Below are 16,021 nucleotides of genomic sequence, written 5' to 3'. Positions count from 1 at the left end.
ATGGAGTAAGGAAACTCGATGCTTGTAATGCGCTGAAAATATGATAGTTGCCGATTAGGCTCGATTCTCGTCGGAATCCCCGACGAACCACTATCATTGCTTTGTGCCATAACATTAGATGACAAGCTTAACGTAAATTACCAAATGATACCCCGAACGGTTAAAAGGCGGGCTGTTCCAGAACTATGTGCTTCGCAGGTCTCTCACTATAGAACTAGGCTGGAACGTAATTTAATCAATAGGTATATGCTTTTACATGCTGGATGTTATACTCATAAACAGGTATCCGGACATGCCTTCCCTGGTGATCCTGATCGCCATTCATTATTCTGCCCGGGATCCATTTGCTAAGTTTAAAATGCCCTTCATCTACACTTAATAACCCGGCTTTTTTACTATTACCCAACGGCTCATAAGTAACTACGATGCCTGTCCCGGCAACATAAAATTCATCCGGCGCAACGCAAATGATGATGCCCCCGGTTTGCGGCCAGGTATCGTCCTTAGACCCTGGCGACCAGCCCAGCGCATACTCATGCTTAATCGTCAGTAGATAGTTGCCCAGTTTAACCTTTTTTGTAACCGAATCTTTATCAAACAAGAAGCCTTTTACGGTGCCCATTGGGGCGTATTTTGCAATCAACGGGGTTAATTGTCCTAAGATGTGGTAGGCTTTGCCAATCGGCTCTTTTTGCGGCGTTTCGGTAGATTCAATAGAAAAAGGAGAAAATGAAAGGCAATTATAATTTCCAAACGCGAAAAACGCTTTTGCATCATCGCCTCTTTCAAATTTTATTTCGGGGATAAATAAAGGGTTGGCGGTACGGGTGTACAGGTCTGCCCAATGCTGGAAATTGGGAAAATAAAAGTCGGGCGCTAATATATCAATAGCCGGTGCGCCTGCTTTCCAGATATCCATGATATGCGGGAGGGGGCCGCCGCTTGGATACGCACCCGGGTCAACATTGGGTCGGTTAAGCGCGGCATTTAAGTACATAGGCAAATGATATTGAGCCTTACCCGCCGATGTAATCTCATTGACATAAACAGCAAAATACCATGCTGTAAATATTTCATCCGTAACCAGCCCTTTGCCAAATATATCTTCCCAATTGCCTGCCGTTTTATAGCCATTTCGTTGCCAGATAGCTTTAATTTCGGGCAGTAATATCTCCTTGTTTTTTTGAAGATAGTTCATAAACTGTGCAGGTACCGCTTGCTGAAAAGAACGGTTAGCGGCATCGTCATAACTGCGCGCATTCGGTAACATCCCTATTTCATTTTCGACCTGAACTGCGATAACGGTATGTTGTACATCCGTTTTTTTTAAATGCTGCATCAGTTTAACAAAAGCGCTTTTATCTGCTTTGAGATTGTCTTTGTTGAAAGGCGTCAGTATCTCCTGCGGTTTGCCTATTTTATCTTTTGTTCTTGGAAAACGGGCTTCGTTAGTTTTAACCCACCTGGGAGCATAACACGACATACTGTTTTTCCAGGAACCAAACCAGAGTAGTACCAGTTTCAAATGGTTTTCGCGGGCAGCTTTGATATGGTAATCAACCAGTGTGAAATTAAACTTTCCTTCCTCCGGCTCCATCAGTTCCCAATAAACCGGGACGATAACGGTGTTTAAATTCATCTTTTTCAGCTTAGCCCATATGGGTTTCATATAAGTTTTGCTCGATGCGCTTGAATTGCCCAACTCACCACCCAAAATAAGGTAGGGTTTATGATCAACCAACAGCTGAAAATAATTGCCCTTTTTTACCAGCCTCGGCATATCAGGTGTTTGCGCATTTGCATTAAACAGGCAGCAAACGGCAGCCACTACTATTAAAGATCTAATTCTAATCATAATGGAAGACGTAAATTCATTAGCGGGCAGTATTGGCTGCTACGGACGTGCGGTTCATGTTTTTATCTGCCCAAGCAATAAAATATTTCATATTGGCATGATCCTCATGCCCCTGGTCGTGCTGGCGCCAGGCTAACTGTCCGTCAAGCAAGCCTGTATTTACCGGCGGCATTTTTTCGGTATGGTAGTCGTTTGATACACCTATATCTTTTACGCCTAACAGCTTAAATACAGATCCCGCAGCGACCGTTGCCATATAGCTGCCCTGGTGGTCAAGCCAGTGCGCATCGCCTTTTCCAGGGATACCGTAACTGATAAAAGTAAGGCGAGGCGCACAAAGGGCGATCAATTCATGGGCGTCAACCGGTAGATCACCTGGATTCATACTGCCAAATTTAGATTCTGCCGCCGCATATTTCATAAAATTACCTGCCATCCAGTAATGCGCGCCACCGCTAAGGCTTTCTACCATTTCGCCCCAGTTGCGGCGGCTAAGTTTCGCGCCGCCCTCGCCGGATGAACCAACCAGTACCATATAAAAACGCTGGTCATAAGCCATGGTTACCAATGCGGCTTTACCATAACGCGAAACGCCCTCGATACCCACGTGCTTGGCATCGACCATAGGTTCGTTGGTTTCCAAATAATCCAGTCCACGGCCGGCACCCCATCCCCAGGCGCGCAATGCGCCCCAGTCATCGGGTTTTCGGGGCTGGCCTTTGTTAACTAATCCAATAATACCCCGGGTTGTCTCCGCGCCATTATCTGCCTGTATACTTTTTGGATTGATTTGCGCGTAACCCCATCCATCAGCGATCAGCTGATCAGTCGAAGGCTGGTCATAATTTTCCCCGGCCACACCTGGGATATTTGGGCTGATCTTAGGTGCCGGCTGCCGCGCAAAGGCGAAGGGGTTAGGAGGATCGGGCACGGTATACGGATTGTACAAAGGGTGTTCTTCAAACACCGCCTTTAAAGACGGGTCGGTTTTTAATAGTACTGCTTTTAAGGCTTCATTAATCTTTATCACCTGGTCGCGGTTGGGCTGTGATGGTGCCGGGAAACGGCCCGGACTGAACATCATTAAAAGCGGCACGGGGCCTTTAGCGTTGGCCGGCATGACCAATGTCATGGTAATATTGACGTTTATCAGGGGATATTCAGTATTGTCCACGTGCGCGACCAGTTCTTTGACAGTAACCGGCGCACGCCCCACCATTTCATGGTCTATGGTTTTAACCGTCCAGGTGACTTTGGGCGTGCTTTTAGGTACACGGCCATACATTTCGCGTTCAAAGTCTTCTACGATTTCAGGCCGGCGCTGGTTGAACCACATGGCAGGCGTAGTCACTTTTTTGCCGTTCTTTAGCACCAACGGGTCCGGAAGGTTAGGGTACGGGTTAGCCAATGCTTCATCTGTATTGGCATGATTAGGCGCTTTTTCGTCCCCGCTCGGTCCCGGACGCAAAGCCTTAATGCCGAGCTGATCCATCATGTTTTGTTTATCCTGCTCTTGCGTAAATATAACCGGCGGCGGATAATTTCCGGCAGGCACGATAACCTGCTGGGCTGATGCTTGAGCAACGGTCAGCAGGCATAAATAAAAATACATCTTCATATTACTACTTCGTATTTTGGTCAATAAATGCAATGAGTTGGTCGGCCATTTTTTTATGCTCGGCAACACTTGAGTGTTCAAAGGGGCTGGTGCTTGTATTGTAGGGAAAGATCAGCGAATATCCATCTTTGCTTTTTATCTTTTTCACCGTGTTTGCCACATAGCCTGGTCATAGAGATCCCTCTTTAGATGCATCCATGCTGCCTAAGCCTACAATCATTTTAGCCTTAGGATACCTGCTCCGGATAGTATTTATAAAACCAACATAACCGTTAACGATTACATCCACGGTAGCCCCGGTAGCGCCAAACCATGCTTGATACTGCTCGTTAGCGGGCTGCTTCACTATCCATAAATCATTTTGGCCGAGGTCAGTGATAACAATATCGAGCGCATATTTAGAAAAATCCCATTTACTATTTGGGTCCGTTTCATCCAGCCTGTCATATATATCAGCGATAATTCCCGCGAACCAGCTCACCACAATACTTATTCCGATACGTGCAATGCAAGAATACTTCTCGTCAAAATGCTTGGCTGTCAACCCACCATAAGAAAGATAGTTGTTTTCATCGCCGTTCCCTCCTTTCACCGTATCAGCTATCGCGAGGCCGCATGTAATGGAGTTGCCATACATTTCCATTCTACGTTTTTTTGTCAACGGGGCAGCCAGCAGTTTTGCACCCGTATTCAGCACAAACCTGTTAAAACAGGTCTTGCCATTTTCGGCTTCGGTACGTTTAAATAATTCAACCGAGTGGTTTCCTGCGGGAAGGTTTTCCGCTAAAACATATTGCCTCCCAGATTTATCCAGCAGGATGATCTTAGTTACCTTATCATCGACTATAACATTAAAAAAGTTGCCGCCTTTTTCATCGTTCAGCAAAACTTTGACGCTGGTGCTATTGAAATTAGATTTGGCCGATGTGCCTGAACATTGCAATTGGGCCTTACCGTCTTTAAGTTGTACACGGCCCATACAATGAATGTGAGGATCATCACCGTTAAGGATAGTCTGGGCATTACTTATGCCTGCAAGCAGTAGAAAGCAAATTAACTTAGCGCAAAATTTATACACCATGTTGGTTTATGACGGATTAACCGTATTATATAAATATCAGGCAAACAATCGGTGAATGCAAAAAATCATAAACTTTTAATTGTTTGATTAACATGAATTTAGAAGTTAGAAATGATTGGCGTAAAGGATAGCTGCGGATCGCCAGTTGGCACCAGCTCATCAGGTCTTTTTTATTTTAAATTTCCGCCATGTGAAATAGTAGTCTAAGAGTGTTTAGAACCGATAATCTAAAGTGAGTATACGATAACTGATCCACAGACTTATATCAAAAGCTTTCATTTTATAATGGAAGTTTTAACGAAGCCCTAATCAATCTTCTTAGGCTGGGATTGGTATTTAACTTTGTTAAAAGTTTTCATCACTGATTTCATCAACGCATTTCTCGATATCGGCATCTAATATATACTTAGGCTTACCTTTGATTGATAAAAGATCGCTTCAGTAGCATTATCGACTGATCCCCAGTCCCCTAACCCATAGCCATTGGGTTCAAACCTCTCTTCCCATTCGGGTTCAAGGGCTAATTTATCCAACGCCTGTGCAGCACGGTCTTTCATAACGGTATGCCCAAAGGGCGTATTTCATTACTGTTTCGGAATCCATATTCGGTGAGTTGGTTTTACCTTTACCTTCAATAAGTCTTTGTTGCTAAGTTTCATCCGTTGCGCCGGAGTTAGTTTTCTTGCACCATCAACCCCCGCTGTTTTCTTCCTTTGATCGTCCTGCGTTAGTTTCCTAACCGCCAATAGCTTGGCGGCATTAGATTTCGATAACAGTTTTTGTAATTTGCGCGTAGATATTATAGTTCCGCACATGCATTCCTGTAAATTCGTTTATGCAGCTTGAAAACATTACGCTGACTTCTCGTCCAGTTAATTGTGTTCCATTGATACATCGGTCGTATTGCCGCGTTGGCCGTCTTAAACGGCTACTTACTAAACTTATCATTAACGTCGCGGGTAAGTCTGCTTATCCTTTGGCTTTCCCAAAGGCATTTGCTTTTTTCCCAATCTTTTTTCGCTAAGGCATAAGGATGGCTTACCACGGCGATTTCATAGCCTTTATAACATTACCTTATTCCGATTACTTGTACGGTTTTAATTCAATAAGTTTTAACTTCCTACTATTCAACGTATTAATTTCTTTTGAACGATTGATGGGCGACATTACCACCAAGACTGTCACCATACCCTTTTGTGGCAAGCCTTACAACCGTAGTTGAATAATCTGAGTAGACTTGTTGATCGCGATGGTGATTCAAACATAGGTTCGTTACCTACGCATACCAAAATACTTAGAAAGGATTGAATGTTATATTCAATTCTTACTTGCTTTCTTCCCTGCTGTACTCATGCAGATGGCACCTGAATCAATTAGGAAGGTGTTTTCATCTGTTCAAATAGAGAGAATGGTGTATCCATTCATCAGATAATCAGTTATTACAAAAGAACATTTGTAATGTCCGCTTACTTAACTCAAGGACAACAAGTCACACATGCCGGTGCTATCCCTGATGGTCATGGCTACATGTTCAATTCAAGTCCGGCTGGTTTTGCGCTCACCTTTGTTGCCGTGTTTTTCTTGCCCGGGGATTGTTCTCTTCCACAAGCTGATCCACACGGTGATAAAATTCATGACTTCCGATTTCCATAACATGATCGGCTCAAGCGATGCCATAGCCGAATTTTTCAATAAGCAGGCTCGCGAGCTGCGGCGTTTCTCCTCCATCTATGATACGCTTTTTCCGTACTGCGGCATAATTTTCCAGTTACTGCTAAAATCTTCTTTGGTAACGCAATACGGTTGCTCTTGTCAGTTCAGGCATGGCGGATAGTTTATGATATTAAATTAAGAATCTTCCGCAAAAATTATGAGTGCTGAACAATTTCCAGCGACGTTATCCCGCCGCGCATCGAAAAAATATTAAAATTCTTCCTGCATTTTTTCAAGACGAGGGTTAAAAAGGACGCGAAGTTGGGCCTGATGCCTGAAGACCACACAGGCTGAAAAAGTGTTCGGCATAACTCCGCCTGGGGATCGTTCCTCAACCCGCTACGGCCTTTGGCACTTATTCCGCTTCCTTTTGCACCCTGAGATCCGCCCCACTTCCATTGGCTACCTTTTTAACCCATCGTCTTTCAAAAAAAATCCTTGGAAGAGTTTCGGTTGAGGAGGTACGAAATAATTTTTAACTCATTAATAAAGAAAAAGATGGAAATCACAAGCACAGGAGTTTTGACAGGCAAGGCCGAGGTCCGAGAAGTTAAGGGTGGCAAAACGGTAACCAATTTTACCATTGCCGTCAACCGTACCTACAAAAAGGACGGCGAGTTGAAAAGGGAAACCACGTTCGTAGATTGTGCGTGGTGGCTTAATGCCGGGGTGGCCGAATACCTGACCAAGGGAACAGTCGTGGAACTGTATGGCCGGATAGGTGCGAGGGCGTGGATCAACCGGGACGGTGACGCCATCGCTAACCTGACCTTAACCGTGCTGAACCTGAAATTATTGGGGCATGCCGGGAAACAGGGCACACAAAGAGCGGACACTGAACCCGTGCAGACCATGACCCTTGTGGTGGACGGCAAACCGGGAGAGGATGACGACCTGCCGTTTTAAACCACCTGCCTGAACCTTATCACTTTTTCAATGCAATTCATTTCAAATTAAAAAATTACAGTCATGGCACATAACCTCAATTTCAACGACCAAACCAATCAGCATAGTTTTTTCAGCGTAAAGGAAAAGGCATGGCACGGTTTAGGGCAAGTCGTGGAACAATACCCAACCTCCGCACAAGCCATTCAGTTTGCGGGTTTAGATTACTTCGTGGAGAAACGCCCGTTGTTCACCAATGGCATCAGCAATGATTTAGCGGAGTTAACCGCAGGGATAGAACCGGCGAAAATCAGTGTTCCGGCTTTTTTTGCGACCGTCCGAAATGATAACGATGCCGTTTTGGGCGTGGTAGGCAAGGACTACAAAGTCGTGCAGAATGCCGAGGCCTTTACTTTTTTTGATGCCATCGTGGGTGGTGGTGATGGTATTTTATACGAGACTGCCGGGGCGTTGGGTAATGGTGAACGCATTTTTATTACCGCTAAACTGCCGGGTTATATCAAAGTTGGCAAGCAGGATATGATAGAGCAGTACCTATTCCTGACCACTTCGCATGATGGTTTTGGAAGTATTACCGCAGCTTTTACGCCTATCCGCATCGTATGCAACAATACTTTGAACGCCGCTTTAAAGAACCACAGCGGGGCGATCAAGATACGACATACCGCCAGTGCCAACGACCGATTGAAACAGGCGCATACCTTAATGGGCATCACCAATTCGTTGGGTGCGGAACTGGAAGAACTATTCAACCATTGGGCGACCGTACGCATCACCGATAAGGAAGTTAAAAAATTGATACAGGTGGCGATGTCTCCCAACAAGGAAGTCCTTAAAAACTTAGCCGGGGGCAAAACGGACGATTTGTCAAGCACCTTTAAGAACATCGTGGAAAGCGTGGAGGCCTATGCTTTGGGCAACCCGACACAGCAGACCGAGACAACCGCAGGGACGGTATTTGGAGCCTATAACGCCGTGACAGGCTATTTTCAAAATGTCCGTGGCTTTAAGGACGAGGAGGCCAAATTCAAATCCATCATGGACGGAACGGCCAAACAAAGGGCGCAGGTGGCTTTTGACCTTTGCAAAAACTTCGCTAGTCACGGAGCGGATGCCCTGAAACTGAATTAATCATTGATAAGGGGGGAGCAATACCCCTCATTTTAAAGACAGCAACAAAATGAAACCATTGGAACTGATGGACAACGTGCAGAAAGCAAGGCTATTGCACGGTTTAATGGCAAATGAGGTACCCGGATTTTTAACCTATATGGCCGAAGTCGCCCAAACCATTTACGATGAACAGGAAGCGATGCGAAAAAACTGGAAAGACCAATTACTGGCCTTTGACTTTTGGTTTGACCTCGCCCGGGGAACAGGGGAACTGATCGAAAAGCACCGGGAGGAACTCACGAATGTCCGTAAGGTTTTCAGCGAAGTTTTATTCGGTGGCTATATGTGCGTGTTCGCTATTCATTGCCTGCATAACTATGTCGGTACAGGCAGGTACGCCGACCCCAAAATGGAACATGCGGTCAATCTCTTATTCACTTAATTACCCGGCTATGAAAACGATACAAGTTGAACTGTATGTATTCAGCGAACTGGAAAGCAAGATCAGGGATAAGGTGCTGATAGACCATTTATATATCAATGTAGAGGATAATTGGTGGGAAGCCGTTCAACAAAATAAAGGGGTTAATTGAGGCAAAATATTGAAAAAATTGCTTCGGAATTAGGTCAACGAAACAATACAGAAGACAAGGTTCCAACACTATCACAGCCGGTCTTTTCTGTAAGGCCCAAAGCAAACTTTATAAAGTTTGCTATCTTGCGGGCAGCAAATAATATTGCAAATATAATAAATCCGGCTAAAAAACATCAGCTACAATTATTGTAATGGTAAATTTTGTGTCAATTTATTTTAATATCGTTCCAATTTAAAATAGATATAAATAAGTCGTTTTTAAAAAGTCAGGTCAAATAATCGATCCCCATAATGGTTTTAAAACCCATTTTTCTAATTTTGGACCGATATGATTCTACAATACTGCTCCGACCTACATTTAGAGTTTCCCCAAAATGAAGCTTATATAAAAGCACACCCAATTCAACCCGTCGGAGAGATTTTGATATTAGCAGGTGACATTACTTTGTTTAATCGGATAGACTATCAAAAAGACTTCTTTAATTACGTTAGCGATCATTTCAGGGAAACCTATTGGATACCGGGTAATCACGAGTACTATCAAAGCGATATTTCAAACCGGTCAGGTTCATTTGAAGAAAAGATCAGAGACAATGTGTCCCTGGTCAATAATGTTGTTAAAAATTTTGGTACACATCAGCTACTATTTTCCACCTTGTGGTCGTCAATCAGTCTTTTAAATGGCTGGCGAATAGAAAGGGGCTTAAATGATTTCTATCAAATCAGTTACAACGGAAAGCGCTTTCAAATTCCTGATTATAATGACTTTCACGCAAAATGTGTCGATTTTCTGCGCGATGCTTTAGAAAAAGAAATAAATGGCAAAAAAGTTGTTATCACACATCACGTTCCTACTTTTAAACACTATCCGCCCGAATATAAAAGTGATTATTTAAACGAAGCTTTTGCAACCGTGCTGGATTATTTGATTTTGGATACCACGCCGGATTATTGGGTCTATGGGCATCATCACCGGAATATTCCAGAATTTAAAATAGGCCATACCAAAATGCTGACAAATCAACTTGGCTACGTTCAACACAATGAAAATCTAAACTATAGTAATGCTAAGTTTATCGAATTATAGCAAGAATTTGTTCCTGCCACTATCTTCAATAGCACAAAATAACTTAATGTGATTTTCTTTAGCAATAAAAAAACGTACTAAAACACACGCAAACTGTTAGACCTATGTTAGACCCAATAAAAAAGGACTCAGATTTTTCAATCATAAGTCCTTGATTTTCAAGTCGGGATGAGAAGATTCGAACTTCCGACCTCCAGCACCCCATGCTGGCGCGATACCGGGCTACGCTACATCCCGAAGATGATTTGTTAATCTACAGGTAACAAATCAGGGTGCAAATATAAGTGATACATTAATAATTCAAAATCAATCATTCCGTGAGTTTATTTTTTTCAATAAAAGCACCAAATTCGCCATTCCATTAAGATAAACGCAAAAAAAGTAAAATTTAATTTAAATCGGGTTGTTAAACCGCATAATAATGGTGTGCGATATGAACAATCAAGGTACTTACAATGCTTTAAAGCAGATGCAAAAGGGAACAATCCGATTCAACAGGCTTAAATTAGTATGTAAAAAATTGGAACAAATGGGGCTGGTGTCAACCATACCGAAGAGGGTATAACCAAAGGTTATAAATTAACCATCAAAGGAAAAATATTTATCTGGGATTATAAACATGGCAAACTGAATAGCCCGATCAGGCCGTCTTTGACGGGCACCGTAAAACGTAAGCTATTTTCCAAAAAATCTTTTATGCAAAATATCACCGGCAGAATTCCAGCCCCGGTATCTGGGAGCTCTAATTAACGTCTGTTATTATCGGCAACACGATTACTTATTTATAATTTTTTGTGCCACAGCCGCCTCTACCTGAAGAGAGCCTTAATATAGTTATCTTGATCTGGCAAAGATTTTAATCGTTAGGTTCAAAAAGCAAGGTTGTTAACACCGCGGGATCAAAAATCTCGTTGCTAATGGCCAGCATTTCTTCGGCTGTTGCGGCATTTATCTTGGCGAATATCTCTTCAAGGGTATCTATCCTGTCAAAGTCGAGCAAACTTTTGGCCATCGCTATAATAAGGCCTATTTTGTTTTCCTCGCCCAGGGCAATCTGCCCTATAAATTTTCTTTTGGCTTGTTGCAGTTGCAAGACGCCCAGCTTTTCTTCACGCAATTTTTTTAGCTCTTTATGGATCAGCCGTATGGCCCGTTCGGCTTTTTCGCTATCTGTGCCAAAGTAAATGGTAAATAATCCAGTGTCCGAAAATGCCATATAGTTTGATTCGATGCTATAGGCAATGCCGTACTTTTCGCGGATCTGCAAATTTAGCCTGGAACTCATACCAATACCCCCCAAAATATTATTGAGCAGCAGCAGTCCGTTTTTTTGAGGGTTTGATGAAGCATAAGCCTGGCTGCCGATAACCCCATGAGTTTGCGAAATAGGCCGGGATAGCTTAACCAATTCCCCCGGCTTAACAATAGGCTTGATCCGGTTTTTAACAGCAGTATTGGCTTTAATATCGCCAAAATATCTTTCGGCAAGCTTAACTAATTTTTTAAAATCATATTCGCCCAATACGGCAAACACCATTTGATGCGTGTTGTAATTCTGAGCAATAAAATGGCTGATGTCTTTTTTATTAAGCTGATTTACCGATTCTACAGTGCCTAAAATATTGCGGCCCAGCGGGTGTCCTTTAAATAAAACATCCTCAAAATCGTCCTGAATAGCCTCATCCGGCTGGTCAAGGTAGGATGCAATCTCGTCCAGTATCACACTCTTCTCTTTCACCAGTTCTTCTTCGGGGAAGGTGGAATGAAAAACCAGATCTTCGGTGAGGTCGATGGCCCGCTCCAGGTGTTCTTTCAAAAACGACGCATGGATGCACGTATATTCTTTGGTGGTATAAGCGTTTAAATCGGCTCCAACTAACTCCAGGTGATTTAAAATCTGGTTGGTATTGCGCCGCTCAGTGGCCTTAAAAAGCAAGTGCTCTATAAAATGAGCCAGCCCGTCCTTCCCTGCTTCCTCGTCGCGGGCACCGGCGTTAACCAAAAAACAGCAATGCGCAATTGTTGATACGGCGTGTTTGTGCAATAATCTGATGCCGTTAGGCAGTGTGTAAACCTGATAATCCATTAAGCAGCAAAGATAATGAATATTCCCGCTTTAGTTTTTTGGCAATGCAACAAGGTAATTGTTAATTTAGCCTGATGAAAATCCAGATAGCCGACCTTGAATTTGAGAAAATGATTGTATACGAGTCCATTGAGAAACGGGCTATGCAAATAGGCGAGCAGTTAACCGAAGAATACCGGGGCAGGCTGCCTGTTTTTATCGGCGTGCTTAATGGCAGCTTTATGTTTATTGCCGAGCTGTTAAAAAACGTAACCATACAGTGCGAGGTTGCCTTTATGAAGCTTTCATCATACCACGGCGGACTGGAGACCAGCCGAACCATTACCGATGAGTTTGATTTAAATGTAGATATTACCGACCGGGATGTTATTTTGGTAGAGGATATTGTGGATACCGGCAATACTTTACGTTACCTCATTGATAAGCTAAAATCCCGCAACCCGGCATCGATAACTACCTGCTCATTGCTGTACAAACCACAGGCCATGGAGCATGTAATACCCGAACTAAAGTATATCGGCTTTGAAATTGAAAATAAATTTGTAGTTGGCTTCGGCCTGGATTACCAGGACCTGGGCCGCAATTTGAAGGATGTTTATCAGTTGGTGATTGGTCTTCAGCCCGAAGCTTAATGAGTTTGATTGGGGATTACTTCATGATTTAATACGCTCTTATTATGAGTAAGTTTTTTAACAGCATTCAAAATCAACATAAAGCCTTTATCGAAAAACAGAAAATGTTTTTTGTTGCATCGGCTCCCTTAAGCGCGGATGGGCATGTTAATCTTTCGCCAAAGGGATTGGACTGCTTCCGGGTACTGTCAGACAACCGGGTGATGTACATGGATATCATCGGCAGCGGCAACGAAACCTCGGCCCACATTTTGGAGAATGGCCGTATCACGCTGATGTTTTGCGCGTTTGACGGCCCCCCGCTCATCCTTCGGCTTTACGGCAAAGGTTATACGGTATTACCCCACGATGAGGAATGGCCCACTTTAGCCAAACATTTTGATCTGCTGCTTTCAACCCGGCAGATTATTGTTGCCGATATTGAACAGGTGCAAACATCGTGTGGTTTTAGCGTACCTTTATATAACTACGCGGGTGAAAGGGACCATGCTATTAAATGGGCCGAGAACAAAGGTGCTGAAGGACTTGAAAAGTATAAAGAAGAGAAGAACAGATTGAGTATGGATGGATTACCTACAGCTTTGTATTAAACTTTACCACAATGCATTATCCTGTTAATTGCAACAATCTATCACCTAAAACTGAATTTTATGAAGAAGTTACAACCTTGTATGTCACCGCGACCAACTACCTGAAAAGTTTCCATTGGTGTAACCAAATAAAAGACGCCTTTTTATACACAAACATTGGCCGGGTATTTTGTATTTTTCTTTTTGATATCGACAACTTATCAAGCGATGAAGACAACCTTTTATGGATAATCGTTGGCGATATTCCATCCATGTATTTGGATACCCAGGGGCCGCAAACTACCAGAGAAGTGGTTGAGGATTATATCAGGCTATCTCAAAACTGGATAAAAAACATTAAAACAGGAAGTTCCCTCGAATTCTGTTTTCCGTTCCGCGCAGAGCCCACTTTGGAGTTAGCCGGGCTTTTGGAGAAAAAGATAGCCTTTATGAAAGCTACGCTGATTAACGATATAGACAATCTTTCCTTATCGGCTATAAACTAAACGAGATCGGCTATCGGGCATTTCCGGCATCCCCCGTCACTATCTTATCCCGTTAAACCACATCTTCACCAGCGGCACTTATTCCTACCGAAAAGTATTGTTCCAGTTCGGCTAATGTGGATGAGTTGGTAGCAATGTCTTTAATGATTTTTCCTTTTTCCATTAACAAAATCCGGTCGCAAACATCGGTTACATGGTTAAGGTCATGGCTGGATACGATGGTTGTCATACCTCGGGATTTATTCAGCTCCTTGATCAGGTTTTTTAGCCTGATCTGTGTAGTTGGATCGATATTGGCAAAGGGCTCGTCGAGCATCAGCAATTCGGGATTTTGTAACAGGCACGCGGCAACACCAACCTTACACTGATTACCTTTAGACAGATCGCGGATGTATTTGCCACGTTTAAGTATTTCGCCGTTAAAAAAATCGCCGAAGCCTGCTAAAAATTCGTCTACCTGTGCGCGGCCCTGCTGGTGCAGCCCGCCTATAAAATAAAAGTATTCTTCGGGTGTAAGGTAATCTATTAAAAAGCCCTCATCCAAATACGAGGCGGTGTAGTTTTTCCAATTTTCGCTATGCGCCACATTCTCGCCATTAGAAAGCACCTCTCCTTTTTCAGGGCGGATCAGGTCGAGCATCATCCTGAAAAGGGTGGTTTTACCGGCGCCGTTATTGCCTACCAGGCCAATGCTCTCGCCCTTATGGATCTCCAGGTACGGCACATCTACCACAACAACACCGGCATAAATTTTTTTAAGGTCTTTTATTGCTATCATCATCTATTTATTTCTAAAGCCTTCGGCTATGGTATATCTTTTTTCGTTAAAATCGGCTTCCAGTTTTTCAATCCAATAGCCCCGGGTAAGTATACAAAACAAGCCTATTGCGGCCAGCAAACCCAGAGCTACATCAGGATGCCCCAACCAGGCCAGCGGGCTGTAAAATACAAACGGCAACAAAAACAGCGGCAAACTTAACAGTAACTGCGTAGCCCCCACCCCTTCCCAGTTAAAGGATGCACCTTTGGTTAAGTCGATGCGTTTGTAATTGCGGTTGGCAAAAAACAACACGACAGATGTATTAACACCGATATTCCAAATGTACATCACAAAGTGCACCACTATAATATGCCAGCCAAAATAGGCATAGGGCAAGGTTAATAAAAATGCCACAGTTGATACGCCGGTAAACAGCAGGTACTTGGCCTTCAAAAAATCGCTAAACTTAACTTTGCTTACCAGCAGGCCATCAAAATGCCCGGCCTGCCAGCCAAACATAAACTGCCCGTAGTTGATAATGAAGATACCCGTCATAAACATGCCGCAAAAAACTTTCCACCCGTCACCATAATGCTTGTTGGTATAAAACAACAAGCCATACAGCAGGAACATCACCGTCATCACCAGGGCCGACCGGGGGCGCTTGTTACGCAGGATGAGTTTAACCTCATTACCCACCAAATCGCCAACGCTGCCAAAACGATTTAATACCGGAATCTCTGTACTGCTTTTGTAAGCCGTTTTACGCGATCCCAGTTCTTCCAGGTAAAGGTTTTGTTTGAGGTATAAAAAGTTAATATAATACATGCCAGCAGCCAGCACTACCGGCAAAAGCAACCATAAGGGGCGCGTATGCAGATGCCCAAAAAACCATTGGGATGGCTGGCGCATGGAAATGATATGCCATGTAAAATCGGAGGCCATGATCAGCGCCATAGCTATGGCGAAACCTACGGATACCCACCCGTTTAAATTGGAACGCCGTTTTATATACAGGCTGAGATAGTTATTAAATACCGTTAAAGCCATAATGGCAACAAAAAACACCAGTGCTGTTGTTAAGCCAAGTTCGGGGCGGATAACCTTTAGCAGGATAGGGGTAAAAAGCAGGATGGGCCACAAGTTAAAAAACGACTGCAGCGAGGCGAACGACAAATAACGCACCACCGTATTTTTTTTTATAGGTAGATGCAAATACGGTTGCACGCGGAGCGTAGGCAGCTCTTGTAACTGGAAGCGCAATAACAAGTCTATTAAAAAATAATACAGCAAAATTCCTGAAAATGAAGTAACCACGCTTTCGTCAGGAAAAGCATGGTCAAGTATCTTATCCATCAGGTATGCTACAACAAGCACATTTAAAAACAGGTATAATATTAATATACCCATAATAATGCGCACCGCTACGGCCTTGCCCGTATTTTTAGATCGCCAAAAGGCCTTTAATTCGTGCCGGATAAAGGTTGATGTCATTCAGGA

The 16,021-nt window shown here is 43.4% G+C and carries 18 protein-coding genes and 1 tRNA gene; 9 read left to right on the top strand and 10 right to left on the bottom strand.

The features are described 5' to 3' along the window. Positions 1-235: 235 nt before the first annotated feature. From MUCPA_RS16255 to MUCPA_RS39570, 6 genes are all read right to left on the bottom strand, one after another. A complete protein-coding gene (locus MUCPA_RS16255) occupies positions 236-1,855 on the bottom strand; it encodes a GH35 family beta-galactosidase (protein WP_008507838.1) in 1,620 nt (539 codons plus the stop codon). A gap of 19 nt (positions 1,856-1,874) precedes the next feature. Next, positions 1,875-3,473: a glucuronyl esterase domain-containing protein gene (locus MUCPA_RS16250; RefSeq protein WP_040626038.1), complete on the bottom strand. Its 1,599-nt coding sequence runs from the start codon at positions 3,471-3,473 to the stop codon at positions 1,875-1,877. A 4-nt stretch (positions 3,474-3,477) separates the two neighbouring features. Continuing rightward, positions 3,478-3,621 (bottom strand): hypothetical protein, encoded by a 144-nt coding sequence (locus MUCPA_RS37790; RefSeq protein WP_157543924.1) that lies wholly within the window; start codon positions 3,619-3,621, stop codon positions 3,478-3,480. Between the two features lie 21 nt (positions 3,622-3,642). After that, on the bottom strand, positions 3,643-4,554 hold the full coding sequence (locus MUCPA_RS16245; RefSeq protein WP_008507836.1) for an SGNH/GDSL hydrolase family protein: 912 nt from the start codon (positions 4,552-4,554) through the stop codon (positions 3,643-3,645). 395 nt (positions 4,555-4,949) lie between these two features. Continuing rightward, positions 4,950-5,111 (bottom strand): hypothetical protein, encoded by a 162-nt coding sequence (locus MUCPA_RS37785; protein WP_157543923.1) that lies wholly within the window; start codon positions 5,109-5,111, stop codon positions 4,950-4,952. Between the two features lie 27 nt (positions 5,112-5,138). Then, entirely contained in the window at positions 5,139-5,369 is a 231-nt protein-coding gene (locus MUCPA_RS39570; protein ID WP_050982119.1) for a reverse transcriptase N-terminal domain-containing protein, read from the bottom strand. A 643-nt stretch (positions 5,370-6,012) separates the two neighbouring features. On the opposite strand from MUCPA_RS39570, the gene MUCPA_RS38290 reads away from it, so the two are divergent. From MUCPA_RS38290 to MUCPA_RS16205, 6 genes are all read left to right on the top strand, one after another. Beyond that, positions 6,013-6,207: a hypothetical protein gene (locus MUCPA_RS38290; RefSeq protein ID WP_169316181.1), complete on the top strand. Its 195-nt coding sequence runs from the start codon at positions 6,013-6,015 to the stop codon at positions 6,205-6,207. A gap of 513 nt (positions 6,208-6,720) precedes the next feature. Beyond that, the gene (locus MUCPA_RS16225; protein ID WP_217220501.1) at positions 6,721-7,173 is read left to right on the top strand and encodes a single-stranded DNA-binding protein; all 453 of its coding nucleotides are present in this window, start codon (positions 6,721-6,723) and stop codon (positions 7,171-7,173) included. Between the two features lie 63 nt (positions 7,174-7,236). Further along, positions 7,237-8,304 (top strand): DUF932 domain-containing protein, encoded by a 1,068-nt coding sequence (locus MUCPA_RS16220; protein ID WP_008507833.1) that lies wholly within the window; start codon positions 7,237-7,239, stop codon positions 8,302-8,304. Positions 8,305-8,353: 49 nt separating this feature from the next. Continuing rightward, entirely contained in the window at positions 8,354-8,728 is a 375-nt protein-coding gene (locus MUCPA_RS16215; protein WP_008507832.1) for a hypothetical protein, read from the top strand. A 10-nt stretch (positions 8,729-8,738) separates the two neighbouring features. Further along, a complete protein-coding gene (locus MUCPA_RS37775; RefSeq protein WP_008507831.1) occupies positions 8,739-8,879 on the top strand; it encodes a hypothetical protein in 141 nt (46 codons plus the stop codon). Positions 8,880-9,209: 330 nt separating this feature from the next. After that, entirely contained in the window at positions 9,210-9,968 is a 759-nt protein-coding gene (locus MUCPA_RS16205; RefSeq protein ID WP_008507830.1) for a metallophosphoesterase, read from the top strand. 163 nt (positions 9,969-10,131) lie between these two features. Here the strand turns inward: MUCPA_RS16205 and MUCPA_RS16200 are convergent. Then, a tRNA-Pro gene (locus MUCPA_RS16200) sits at positions 10,132-10,205 on the bottom strand. 619 nt (positions 10,206-10,824) lie between these two features. Then, the gene (locus MUCPA_RS16195; protein ID WP_008507827.1) at positions 10,825-12,054 is read right to left on the bottom strand and encodes a M16 family metallopeptidase; all 1,230 of its coding nucleotides are present in this window, start codon (positions 12,052-12,054) and stop codon (positions 10,825-10,827) included. A gap of 74 nt (positions 12,055-12,128) precedes the next feature. On the opposite strand from MUCPA_RS16195, the gene hpt reads away from it, so the two are divergent. Genes hpt through MUCPA_RS16180 form a run of 3 tightly spaced genes read left to right on the top strand, consistent with a single transcriptional unit; the run spans position 12,129 to position 13,761 of the window. Then, a complete protein-coding gene (gene hpt / locus MUCPA_RS16190) occupies positions 12,129-12,686 on the top strand; it encodes a hypoxanthine phosphoribosyltransferase (protein ID WP_008507826.1) in 558 nt (185 codons plus the stop codon). Between the two features lie 44 nt (positions 12,687-12,730). Then, positions 12,731-13,276 (top strand): pyridoxamine 5'-phosphate oxidase family protein, encoded by a 546-nt coding sequence (locus MUCPA_RS16185; protein ID WP_008507825.1) that lies wholly within the window; start codon positions 12,731-12,733, stop codon positions 13,274-13,276. A gap of 11 nt (positions 13,277-13,287) precedes the next feature. After that, the gene (locus tag MUCPA_RS16180; RefSeq protein WP_008507824.1) at positions 13,288-13,761 is read left to right on the top strand and encodes a hypothetical protein; all 474 of its coding nucleotides are present in this window, start codon (positions 13,288-13,290) and stop codon (positions 13,759-13,761) included. A 52-nt stretch (positions 13,762-13,813) separates the two neighbouring features. On the opposite strand, the gene MUCPA_RS16175 is transcribed toward MUCPA_RS16180, so the two are convergent. Together MUCPA_RS16175 and MUCPA_RS16170 are read right to left on the bottom strand one after the other, a co-directional pair. Then, positions 13,814-14,542 carry an ABC transporter ATP-binding protein gene (locus MUCPA_RS16175; protein WP_157543922.1) on the bottom strand — a complete coding sequence of 243 codons (729 nt, stop codon included), beginning with the start codon at positions 14,540-14,542 and terminating at the stop codon, positions 13,814-13,816. Then, positions 14,543-16,015, bottom strand: coding sequence for a DUF5687 family protein (locus MUCPA_RS16170; RefSeq protein ID WP_008507822.1), 1,473 nt, complete (start codon positions 16,013-16,015; stop codon positions 14,543-14,545). Positions 16,016-16,021: the final 6 nt, after the last annotated feature.

Origin of the sequence: Mucilaginibacter paludis DSM 18603, assembly GCF_000166195.2 — a bacterium.
Taxonomy (GTDB): Bacteria; Bacteroidota; Bacteroidia; order Sphingobacteriales; family Sphingobacteriaceae; genus Mucilaginibacter; species Mucilaginibacter paludis.
This window is presented reverse-complemented; position numbering and strand designations above follow the sequence as displayed.